Below are 11,010 nucleotides of genomic sequence, written 5' to 3' on the forward strand. Positions count from 1 at the left end.
CCCTACATATAGAATATCGCTTTTTATATCAATTTAGTCGCTTCTTTTGCTCTGTCTCATTGAATATCTAGAGTTAAAGGAGACATATTACTTGGCTCTATAATTTCAGGTATCATATATTTTTTATTTTTAAAAAGCGCATCACGTAAACATAGCGTAGTTTTAATCTTGAATCATGTATACTGCTAGGAACAGCATATGAAGGAACAGGAACGTTTACTTGCTGTATTCTTTTCTATTTTGCTTATTTTATTAGGCAGCACAGTCATTTTTGGCTGGCTCGCGCACATTCCAAAAATGGTACAATTGATTCCAGGTTTAGTTGGGATGGTTTTTAATACTGCTTTATGCTTTATTTTGACCGGACTTTTAATCATCAATTCTAATTATTTTTTTAAAAATCAAAGATTTACTCAAAATATTTTAAGCTCTATTATTTTTTTTATTGCCTTGATAACGTTGTCACAAGATTTGTTTCATTATAATTTAGGAACGGATCAAATAATCATCAAGCCTTGGTTAGAAGATCCTAACCCAACGCCTGGTCGTATGGCACCCAATACCTCTCTAGGTTTTCTACTCATTTCTATTATAGGTTTTATTATGCCTTATGGAAGACATAGGAAAGCTGCCATTATTATTCAATTATTAACTGTTTTAATTCTATTAATTGCCCTATTAGGTTTGCTTGTTTATAGCTTAAAACTTGAATTTATATTTAGGTGGTATAGTTATACTCGGATGGCCGTACATACAGCCATTGGATTTTTAATTGCAAGTTTTGCATGGTGGGCAACTTGGGCTAGCAGCAAGTGGTATAGAGATTTTTACCAGGGACAAGAAGATAAGAAAATCATTTTAATTACCGGCCTTATTTTACTAAGCATTAGTATGATTGCCGGATTAGGGGGTATTGCATGGCTAACATACATGAATATTGCCGCCGTAGAACAAGCCTTACAAGATAATCTGCAAGAGAAAACGAGTATTATCTCTAATGAGATTAACAGTGCCAAACAAACGTTAACGAAAATAGCATTTAATCCACTTTTATTAAATGAAATAAAGAAATCACCTATAAATATTACTCGTTTAGGTGAAGCTTTAAATTATTTAAAACCTAATAATTTAGTAAGGTTTCAATTGAAAGATAAGCAAGGAGAGATTATTTATTCGCAGGGACATTTAAGTAGCGAACCGCCTCTATCTATTCCTCTAAATTTCCCGGAAAAGATAAATTTAATTTGGAAGAATGGCTTTTGGCTCAAAGGGGAATTTATTTTAAATGCTGGTGTGCCTCAATCTAAACTGGCTACGTTTATTGGGGAGGTTCCTTTAACAGGGATTAATCGTATATTTAAAGATAATCAAGTCCCTAATACAAGCAGGGAACTAAGCATGTGTGTCGCGTCCTCTTCTAAATTAGCGACTTGTTTTCCTAATCGATTTACTCAAAAAGTTTTTACCGTCGATTTGTATACTAATTTTAAGCCCTTACCCATGAGTTATGCATTAGCAAGACTTAAAGGTGTTGTTCATGCCAGTGACTATCGGGGTCATCAGGTGATTGCCGTTTATAATTATATTCCTCATATGCCGCTAGGGCTCACCTTAAAAATTGATACGGCAGAAATTTATAAACCTATAGCGCAACAGTTAAAATACGTTCTGCCCGTTGCTATTTTATTTATTTGTGGCAGTTTAATTTTTCTTTATCTGCAGATTTTACCTTTAGTAAGAAAAGTAGTTTTTTCGGAAAAAGAAGCGAAAGAGGCTAGAGAAAGACTAGAGGAAAATGTCGCTTTATTAAAAAAGCGAAACAAAGAAATTTCATTACTCCGTGAATTAAGTGCTCATTTACTTAGCTGCCAAACCTTAAAAGAAGCTTATCGATTAATTGCGAACTGTGCGACGCACCTCTTACCTCATACTTCTGGCGTTTTATATTTATCTTATTCCTCTACTTCTCAAGAATTAATAAGCGTTCTCTGTTGGGGAGATATCAAGTTGAAAATCAAAGCGCTTAAAAAGGATTCTTGTTTTGCTCTAGCTCAACAAACTAGTCGTGTGATAACCAATATAACTGACATCCCAATTTGTGAGCATGTCTCACCTACTGACCTAAGCTATGAGCCTCTTTTTTGTATTCCCTTATCCATACAAGGAACAGTGCAAGGATTGCTTTATGTAAAACAAAATAATAAGCAAAAAATCAATCCCCATGAATGTGAAAATCAAAGAGTATTACTAGGTATATTAAGTGAGCAAATAGCGCTGGGTATTTCTAATATTAAGCTAAGGATTGAGCTACAAGAGCATTCCTTTCATGACCCCTTAACAGGATTATATAATAGACGTTATATGGAGAGCACTCTACAAGATGAGTTATTACATGCCAAACAACATGCCTTACCACTTAGTATCGTTTTATTAGATATTGATTATTTTAAGCGCGTTAATGATCATTTTGGCCATGACGTGGGTGATGCTGTCTTAGTTGCTTTAGCACAACTACTACGCAGCTCTATTCGCTCTCATGATTTTGCTTGCCGCTATGGCGGTGAAGAATTTTTCTTTTTTATGTCTAACTCTTCAAAAGAGGTTGCTATCGAACGCGCAGAACAATTACATAAAAAAGTAGCCAAGCTTAAGTTTCCCAGATACAATTTAGGACCTATTACAATATCAATAGGGATTGCTTCCTATCCTGCCGATGGCGATAACCTAATAGCTCTAATGAAAGCGGCTGACATAGCACTTTATTTTGCGAAGAGTACGGGTCGTAATAAAACAATTAGCTACTCCCCAAAATTACATGAGAAAAAGTTGACCAAATAAAATTTAATGGTATCAGCTATCTGAATGATACTGTTTTGAATAATTTATGTTAGGTAAATTTCAATAATTTACACATTGCCCTAATCTTAATTAAATTGTAGTTAACTCATCTAGTTAACTAATTGCTTAATAAGCACATCATGCTACCATTGCAGGCACAAAGAATTTATTTTAATCACTTAATAATACTGGAGATTTTAAATGCCAATAGCACGCGATATTGTTCAGGCAGCTAAGCGCGGGGATATAGAGACTGTACAAGATTATTTAAAAGCTGGAAATAATGTAAATGAACAGGATAGAAAAGGTAGAACATTACTTTTTTCTGCTGTAAAAAAAGACCAACAGGAAATGGTTAATTTTTTACTAAATAATAATGCAAACCCAACTATAGCAACCGAAGATAACGAAACCCCTTTACATCGCGCGTCTGTCAATGAATTCCTTAATATTATGACAATGCTTCTGAACAAAGGCGCAAATATCAATGCACAAGATGAAGATCAAAACACGCCTTTGCACTATGCTGTAGAAAGAAAAAAAGAAAAGGCAGTCGATTTATTAATTACACACAACGCTGATGCAACTATTCGTAATAACAAGGGACTTACACCATTACATAAAATTTTAGTTATAGAAGGAATGCAATATACACCTGAAGAAATTGGCATGACTTATATTTATGATAAAAAATTGGCTAAAATGTTAGAAGCTATTGATGGACCTGATCATATTTTTTCTAAAAAAACCAACATTGCTCAAACCCTTATTACCAAAGGGAATGCTAAATTAGATATGATAATACATCATGAAGATAGTGATTCATATTTAAACATTTATGAATATGCTAAAGCTCAAGAAGTACCTTATGAAATTCTAGATTTTATTAAAGAGGCTTGGGAGCGTTTTCAACAAGCACAGACTGTAACGCCAGCACTAACAGTATTCTTTCTAATTTAAGCAATATTCAATTAAATAATAAACAAATAGTTGATCGATTAACTAGCCAACAAGAATTTCTACAAACCGAGAATCAACAATTAAAGAATAAAATTACTGAGCTAGAAGATGAAGTGCTAGAATTAAAAGCTAAGCTTCTTTCTTTAGGTGTGGTTGAGAATGACAAGTCACAAAATACACCTGTATCACAATATAAAGGTTCTCTATTTAATTTAAATGCTACACCTAAATCCGATAAAAACTCAACTGATTTAACAGCTATAAGTTCAACCCAATTTCCTAATTAGGCCAATTCGTTGATAAATCTCTATTAAATTTTTTCAAACTTATTTTAAATAGTATTTTGAAATAAGTTTGAGTTTTTTAAATTAATGCTCTAGAAACTAAGGCTTAAAGTTAGACATGTGATTGTCATCCGCTGGAATAGCAAATTGCTTTAAAATGTCATCAACGTTACCGGTAAATGTAGAACCTTTAAAGGTTTGCTGTATTTTAACATCTTGATTGACCGTTCCTGAGATTAAAGGCTTAGACGTGTTATGCAAATTCAAATTTTTATTATTCTTAAGCGCTTCTTCAGAAACCTTTTTCTCATCTAATTCTACATTTGATTTATAAAATCCAGGTTTATACATTAGTACTCCTTTTTAAAAAATATAACATTATCATATCCTTAGATTAATTCCCTTGGTATTCTTAAAAGGTAATTTATTAATCACTTATGCTACCTGCCTTAAAATTTAAAAAATTTTAAGCCTATATTGTTATACCAGTCTTAAAAAAATGACCTTTTAGCAATCAAGCTGTGAATGAACCCTATTTTAATTATCTTCTAGAATAGTTATCTCCATCATATTATCCATTACTTTTTCAAAGTCTGCTTTATAAAAATAGTCTGGATAAGTATCTTTAATATAGAAATTAATCGGCTGATAACGATTATCATAATCAGCTCCATAAATTAATATAACGTGTAAATTATTGCTGTATATTACTGGACGATTATTCATTAGCGATTGGTTTATTTTATGAATTAATTTATCTCTTACTATAAAATGCGTTTGTTCACTGCGTCGCGCGTCTGGATCTAAACCGTTGCCAATATGTTCCTTTCCGTCTTTAGCTATTGCATAAGTGTTCCATGTGCCCTGAGGCAATATTTGTAATGCAAAATCCAATCTACTTAACGTTTGACCATTAAAATGCGTTGTCTCCGGTATATCGTAACCAAAGTATAAGGGTAATAAAGAATCAGTGAGGGCTCTTTTTTGTTTTGGTGTAGTATTATCCACAAAAATAGAATAATACAAATTAGTGTAATTAGGAGGTGAAATCACATCATGATATTCATCATAAGGTAATGCGCCATAATTTTTTAAAAGGTATGCAGCTGATAGTGGCGTGCCTCCTTCTGCCCAACATCTTTTATAAACTTCTGGATTTAAATGATCTTCAATTCCATCAATTTTTAAATCGATTCGATCTTGTAAATTAATGTATTGCATTGCACCACGCGAAATTTCCAACTTAAGATCAGGATGGTTAATTAAATATAATGTTTCTAGCGCATTAAAAAAAGCATAAGACCAACACAGGCAAGTTTCCTTTTGATCGAAACCTCGACTAACAGGGAGGATAATTGTTTTAGTGGTTGTTTTGTAGGTTAAGCGTTCATTATAAATAATCTTATTTTTTAGCTGCTCTGCATCTTTAACCGTACTATGAATAGCAAAACTTGTATTTAGAGTAAAAAAATTAATTGTGAACGCCATTAAAATTGTAATTTTATTTTTATTAATGAACATCCTCATCCTTACTCCTCTATTCCTTTTCATAAATATTTTGATTCGAACCAATTAACCATACTCAACCTAAACAGCCAGTTCTATACGGTATTTGTACCCTATTGTTGTCTATTTAAACTCGCTCCTCAAGTTTTTTAAGCAGAATTTTCCCTATGTTTATAACGCAAGTAAAGCCTATATAAGTTCAATACTTAATAGCCCACCATTACATATAATTAGCAACTAGCTTCGCTAAGAACGAAAATCAGCAACGACAAAGAGGTTTAAGTAAGGATATTAATATATTAAATAATCTTAGCAGCATTGCCAAAAAGGATTTCTTTACAACCCTATTATTAATCGAACTAGACAAATCTACGAAACGCATTTGCCGTCCTAGAGCTAGAATAATAATAGAGTCTAGAGACAATTTATCAAGTAGCTTTTTCTTAATTTAGTTACTATTAATGAGATATTAGTGTTTAAATATTGATCAAATAAGACTATTTATGATACAATTACTCTTATTAAAAGGCTTATATTTAGAAGGTAAGCGATGTCTTCATTACAGATTATAATTCAAAATTTTTATCATAAGAAACTGCGTAAACAAGCAATTGATCACCTTGATGAAAGTAATCAAGTTGTTGCACGGAATTTCAGGGGAGAATATTTAGCGGCTGGGCTAGGTAAATATAAAGACTTTTTAAATGAGCAGAAAAAAGTAGGTACATGGGGGACTTATATAGAAGCAATTGCTTTAGCAGAAAAGTATAATGTTAATCTTGTTGTAACTCCTGTAGCACATGGCATAAAGCAAGAGCCCATCTGTTTATATCGTTCGAATGATTCCGATGCTAAGACAATACATTTATATAATAATGACAACACACACTGGTATGTTGATTCTCAAACACAAGGGGATGGAAACTGTTTATATAATGCCTTTGCGCAGGCACTCTTTAATCTTAAACTTATAAAGCTAGAAGACAATGATAATACGGAGTCATTAAGCTCTATTAAATCAGTTGACGAAGGACCCATACGGGATCTAAGTATATTTAGCAGGAATTATCAAGAAGATGTAAGAGTACAGCAGGAAGCAATTCAATTAGCGATTAGCAAAGCGCCAAAGGCAACAGAAAGAGAACAAGATTTTGATCAAGAAAAGGCAAGAATTGGCAAGCTTTCACCTGAAGAGCAAAAGCAAATTGCAGATGATCATGCCTATGCATTACGAATTGCAAGAGAAGAGGGATTACAGATGGTAGCACCAGATAACTGTAGTTTAAAAACTAAGCTTTAACTATTACCCTAACACTAAATTGTAGTAAGCTTACTAAGCTATTTAGGTAACCTTTATGCTCTCGGAGCAACTAGAGTTTTATCAAATTAAAACTGATATCTTTAATTATAATAATTTACTACCTGGGTAATAACAAAAAGTTAACAACCAAAAAATTCAGAATAACCCTTTTTGGGCCTCTTCTATAGAGTCCCTACTCAAGAAATACTCCGTTATGAAAATTTAAAGTACTCATAAGTGTTTTTAACTCTTTAAGTGAGGAGATCTCAAAAAACGAACGTTTTTTAAGGCTTACATTTTATGTAACTCCCATTTTTAGGAAGCCTTGTAAAATGTAAATTTGGTTGCGTTGCAAAAATAAAGATTAAGTTATAATGGAGTCTAGCTAAGCGAGTCAAACACCACCAAATTAAATATCGTAATAACTACTTAGAAGCTGACTATGGCAAACTTAAATGGCTCATTAATCCAACCTTAGGCTTTCAATCGATGAAAACCGCCTATGCGACTAACAAAAGGTTTGAAATCTTGCGCATGTTTAGGAAAGGACAATTCAATTTCTGGTTAGGTGGCACTAGAATTGAAGTATCCTTTATTAATGAACAGTTCAGAATTTACAATTGAGATCTACCTAAAATTTAACTTTTCTTATCTTTAATAGTATTTGCAACACGGCCGACTTAAGGAAGCACAAATATATGCAAATATTTAAAAGGTATATATATTTATATGAAATTCTTTAAGCAGCAGAAATTTCAACATGCATGAGTATACTATGTTGCTGTAATGAGTCTTATAAGGATATTATCTCTTATAAACTCCAGGTAATTTCCATCCCGACATACCTTTTTAATTTAAACATTTATAGACTATTAAGTATGAAACCTTTAGCTCGAGGACATCTGCACCAAGCAACATTTTTTATCGCTCTTTGTGCATGCACTATACTCATTTTTTACAGTAATGGCGCTCGCGCTATATGCGCTAATATAATCTATAGTTTTAGTCTTATTGGGCTGTATGGTATAAGTGCGCTTTATCATACGCGCATGTGGAGCCGACAAAAATATTTATTACTGAGACGTATTGATCATGCTGCTATTTTTCTTTTAATAGCCGGAACAGCAACCCCTATTTGTTTGCTTAAGTTAACCAATACTTCTGGATTACATCTTTTATCTATCATCTGGTTAGTAGCGGTAATTGGTATATTTATAACGACCAGATGGTCTCACGTGCCCAAATGGACAAGATCGCTTCTTTATGTTGTTATGGGTTGGATTGGAATTTTCTATTATCCCGAAATTAAAGCGTCATTAGATACAACAAATATTCAACTATTAATAATAGGCGGTATTGTTTATACCTTAGGCGCTATAATTTATGCTTTTAAGTGGCCTGACCCTTTTCCTAGTGTCTTTGGATATCATGAAGTCTTTCATGTTTTAGTGGTCGTAGGAAGTGGGCTACATTTTTTTCTTAACTATAATTTAGCAACTTAATTTTATATCTTAATTTCTGGGCTCATTCGGTCTTAGCCTATTTGCTTAATTAATATTTGACTGGAAGGATACTTCCTTGTAATTGCCAACCATCCACATATTAAATTGATCGTTTAAATAGGATGTCAATTATTTAAAGTACTCCTAAACCGAGCTAAGGTTAATTTTTAATTTAGATGTTAATTCGCATTTCTACTTTCTATAACTTAACCCTAATTAGGTAGTAAATTACATAAATTAACAGTTTTTTGGGGGCAACTTATATCTAATCTTCCTAGCTTTTAGATGAAAAAAGAGTTAATTTGAGTTATCTCATAAATTCTACTTAAAATAAGGATAGTTAATGAAAGTATTTCAAAACCTAGTTTTTATTTTTAGTACAATAGCTACAAAATTTTCACTTGCTTGTCCAATTTGCCTGACTGAAACAGGGCAGCAAGTTCGAGATGGTATTTTTAATTCCAATTTTGTGCTTTATTTATTTTACTCACTACTACCCTTCATATGCTTTTTTTTGATCATCTATGCCGCTTATCACGGTAAGATTTCATTTATCAGGGATTAATTATGAATGATAAACAACCTTTATTTGCTGCGGGGCTTCTCCTAGGTATTGGCCTTGGTGGCTTTTTTGATGGAATTGTTTTTCATCAAATTTTGCAAGTTCATAATATGCTTTCAAATATATTTTTCCCAAACACGATCCGCAACCTTGAAATTAATATGTTCTGGGATGGATTATTTCATGCGTTTACTTGGATAAGTACTGTAATAGGTATTTTTTTATTATGGCAGGGATTAAATAATAAAGAAATTTATTCAGGAAAGCATTTCATTGGCCTGTTATTACTTGGTTGGGGGCTTTTTAACATCATTGAAGGAACAATTGATCATCTAATTTTAAAATTACACCATGTCATACAAAGAACTTCATTGGCAGGACAATTTTATTCGGATATAAGCTTCTTAGTTTCTGGTATTGTGCTTGGCTTAATTGGATTAATAATAATTCGTAGAAATAAACAAATTCCTTAAATTATTTTCAAGTTATGTTGAATTCCTAAATTGGTAGATTTAATTAAAGAAGTAATAAAATGAAATGAGCTCGCCTATATTAGAACAGGTGCAAAAAATGTAACTGGGTCGTTTGTAAATAATCTCAAGAAATGACCCGGCCTGTTGCAAAAGGTGAAAGAACTTTACACACTGAGATTGGTATGAGCTAATCAGCAGCTCTTAACTCAGCTGTAATAACTCATGCAAGGTGTATTTAGGAATGAATTAATTAATTCGAATAACTTCATGATAGATAACCTGATTGCGCCAACTCATTTATTAAAGAAAGTTAATCAGCTGTTGATTTTTCCTTTGTTAATGACTTAACTGCACCTTGCTATAGTGCCAATAATGGTAGGCCCTCTATCTCGCCAGAACTGTGTTTTCGTATGTTGCTTATCGGTTATTTTCAATACCTTCAAACCGACGCCTTATAGAAGAAGTAAAATGCAATGTCAGTTACCGTTGGTTTTGCGGGCTAGCGTTGGGCAGTCCCGTGCCGAGTCATTCTTCGCTTAGTCGTTTCTTTAAGCGGTTATCATTTACTATTTTTCAGTCCTTTTTTAATGCAATCCTAAGGCAATGTGAGCAAGCGGGTTTACTTAACAATAAAAGTGTGATGACGGATAGTACCTTGTTTCAAGCGAATGCGTCTCTTAATTCACTTATATCTAAATCAGGCAGTAAAGATGCGAGCCAAGGCGAGCGAGGTGTTAAACTTACTAAACGAACTGTCTCTAATAAAACTCATCAAAGTAAAACCGATCCTAATGCAAGTTTAGCCTTTAAAAAGGGCTCACCTCGCACCTTAAAATATAAAGCGCATGTCTGCACAACGAGCCAAAGTCGCGTTATTTTAGACATTAAAATAACCACAGGTGCTATTCATGACTCAAAGCCTTACCTTAAGCAGCTTGATACTATCAAATCAGGTTTAAACTATGACATTAGTGAAGCCATCGCTGATCGCGCCCATGGTTCATGGGCATATCATTTCAACACTCAAATCAATGGATATCACCACTTATATTCCTTTATTTAATACCCGTAGTGGTACAGCGCAAAGAACCATAACACCTGGCTTTTACTACGATGCAAACAACGATACCTATCGTTGTCCAGCCAATCATAAGCTTAACCCTGGAAAAATATTAGATAATGATTATGTGCTTTACCATTCTAGGGTAAAGCATTGTCGAGATTGCTCAATTAAAACAAGTTGCCAGGCATCTAAAAAGAAAAACCAAGACATTCGAGTAATCTCAAGACATACTCATTTTCACTTATTGCAACAGGTTACATTAGATATGCAGACAGCCTTATTCAAACAGAAACTAGTAGAAAGATTGGCGTAAATTGAAAATGTGATGAATGAGTTGAAAAACTACCATAGGCTTGCAAAAGCACATTTCCGTGGTATTCATAACGGGCAAATACAAGCTTATATGGCCGCTATTGCTATCAATATTAAACGGATAGTTTTTTTCATATGTCATTTCCATTTAATTACCTGCTACCTTTTGCAACAGGCCGGACCCTTTTTGAGATTCTTTTATTGAAAATT

The 11,010-nt window shown here is 33.2% G+C and carries 10 protein-coding genes and 2 pseudogenes; 10 read left to right on the forward strand and 2 right to left on the reverse strand.

The genetic code is table 11. From position 1 onward, the window contains the following. Window positions 1–198: 198 nt before the first annotated feature. The 3 genes from DYH30_RS10910 (at window position 199) to DYH30_RS17980 (ending at window position 4,085) form a co-directional block, all read left to right on the forward strand. Window positions 199–2,838 (forward strand): sensor domain-containing diguanylate cyclase, encoded by a 2,640-nt coding sequence (locus DYH30_RS10910; protein ID WP_115331691.1) that lies wholly within the window; start codon window positions 199–201, stop codon window positions 2,836–2,838. A 201-nt stretch (window positions 2,839–3,039) separates the two neighbouring features. After that, window positions 3,040–3,798: an ankyrin repeat domain-containing protein gene (locus tag DYH30_RS10915; RefSeq protein ID WP_115331692.1), complete on the forward strand. Its 759-nt coding sequence runs from the start codon at window positions 3,040–3,042 to the stop codon at window positions 3,796–3,798. Then, window positions 3,735–4,085: a hypothetical protein gene (locus DYH30_RS17980; protein WP_115331693.1), complete on the forward strand. Its 351-nt coding sequence runs from the start codon at window positions 3,735–3,737 to the stop codon at window positions 4,083–4,085. Before DYH30_RS10915 ends, DYH30_RS17980 begins: the two co-directional genes overlap by 64 nt. Window positions 4,086–4,181: 96 nt before the next feature. Here DYH30_RS17980 and DYH30_RS10925 read toward each other — a convergent pair whose 3' ends face one another. Both DYH30_RS10925 and DYH30_RS10930 read right to left on the reverse strand, forming a co-directional pair. Then, window positions 4,182–4,433 (reverse strand): hypothetical protein, encoded by a 252-nt coding sequence (locus DYH30_RS10925; RefSeq protein ID WP_115331694.1) that lies wholly within the window; start codon window positions 4,431–4,433, stop codon window positions 4,182–4,184. Between the two features lie 186 nt (window positions 4,434–4,619). Next, window positions 4,620–5,603 (reverse strand): hypothetical protein, encoded by a 984-nt coding sequence (locus tag DYH30_RS10930; protein WP_115331695.1) that lies wholly within the window; start codon window positions 5,601–5,603, stop codon window positions 4,620–4,622. Window positions 5,604–6,138: 535 nt separating this feature from the next. Here DYH30_RS10930 and DYH30_RS10935 point away from each other — a divergent pair. The 7 genes and pseudogenes from DYH30_RS10935 (at window position 6,139) to DYH30_RS18815 (ending at window position 10,801) form a co-directional block, all read left to right on the forward strand. After that, window positions 6,139–6,888, forward strand: coding sequence for an OTU domain-containing protein (locus DYH30_RS10935; protein ID WP_115331696.1), 750 nt, complete (start codon window positions 6,139–6,141; stop codon window positions 6,886–6,888). Window positions 6,889–7,266: 378 nt separating this feature from the next. Next, window positions 7,267–7,512 (forward strand): annotated as a pseudogene (locus tag DYH30_RS10940) (DDE-type integrase/transposase/recombinase); the annotation flags it as partial. 254 nt (window positions 7,513–7,766) lie between these two features. Beyond that, the gene (gene trhA / locus DYH30_RS10945; protein WP_160116199.1) at window positions 7,767–8,390 is read left to right on the forward strand and encodes a PAQR family membrane homeostasis protein TrhA; all 624 of its coding nucleotides are present in this window, start codon (window positions 7,767–7,769) and stop codon (window positions 8,388–8,390) included. A 567-nt stretch (window positions 8,391–8,957) separates the two neighbouring features. Then, a complete protein-coding gene (locus DYH30_RS10955; protein WP_115331700.1) occupies window positions 8,958–9,425 on the forward strand; it encodes a DUF2243 domain-containing protein in 468 nt (155 codons plus the stop codon). A gap of 377 nt (window positions 9,426–9,802) precedes the next feature. Beyond that, window positions 9,803–9,921 (forward strand): annotated as a pseudogene (locus tag DYH30_RS18805) (transposase); the annotation flags it as partial. Between the two features lie 21 nt (window positions 9,922–9,942). Further along, window positions 9,943–10,488 carry a transposase gene (locus DYH30_RS18810; RefSeq protein ID WP_479724374.1) on the forward strand — a complete coding sequence of 182 codons (546 nt, stop codon included), beginning with the start codon at window positions 9,943–9,945 and terminating at the stop codon, window positions 10,486–10,488. Then, window positions 10,457–10,801: a hypothetical protein gene (locus tag DYH30_RS18815; RefSeq protein WP_479724373.1), complete on the forward strand. Its 345-nt coding sequence runs from the start codon at window positions 10,457–10,459 to the stop codon at window positions 10,799–10,801. Before DYH30_RS18810 ends, DYH30_RS18815 begins: the two co-directional genes overlap by 32 nt. Window positions 10,802–11,010: the final 209 nt, after the last annotated feature.

It is taken from the genome of Legionella busanensis (assembly GCF_900461525.1).
Classification (GTDB): domain Bacteria; phylum Pseudomonadota; class Gammaproteobacteria; order Legionellales; family Legionellaceae; genus Legionella_C; species Legionella_C busanensis.

What these genes read in the sequence shown, in the direction of transcription:
- DYH30_RS10910 (WP_115331691.1), top strand. Translation starts at nt 199, where the DNA reads ATGAAGGAACAGGAACGTTTACTTGCTGTATTCTTTTCTATTTTGCTT.
- DYH30_RS10915 (WP_115331692.1), top strand. Translation starts at nt 3,040, where the DNA reads ATGCCAATAGCACGCGATATTGTTCAGGCAGCTAAGCGCGGGGATATA.
- DYH30_RS10925 (WP_115331694.1), bottom strand. Translation starts at nt 4,433, where the DNA reads ATGTATAAACCTGGATTTTATAAATCAAATGTAGAATTAGATGAGAAA.
- DYH30_RS10930 (WP_115331695.1), bottom strand. Translation starts at nt 5,603, where the DNA reads ATGTTCATTAATAAAAATAAAATTACAATTTTAATGGCGTTCACAATT.
- DYH30_RS10935 (WP_115331696.1), top strand. Translation starts at nt 6,139, where the DNA reads ATGTCTTCATTACAGATTATAATTCAAAATTTTTATCATAAGAAACTG.
- trhA (WP_160116199.1), top strand. Translation starts at nt 7,767, where the DNA reads ATGAAACCTTTAGCTCGAGGACATCTGCACCAAGCAACATTTTTTATC.
- DYH30_RS10955 (WP_115331700.1), top strand. Translation starts at nt 8,958, where the DNA reads ATGAATGATAAACAACCTTTATTTGCTGCGGGGCTTCTCCTAGGTATT.
- DYH30_RS18815 (WP_479724373.1), top strand. Translation starts at nt 10,457, where the DNA reads ATGGATATCACCACTTATATTCCTTTATTTAATACCCGTAGTGGTACA.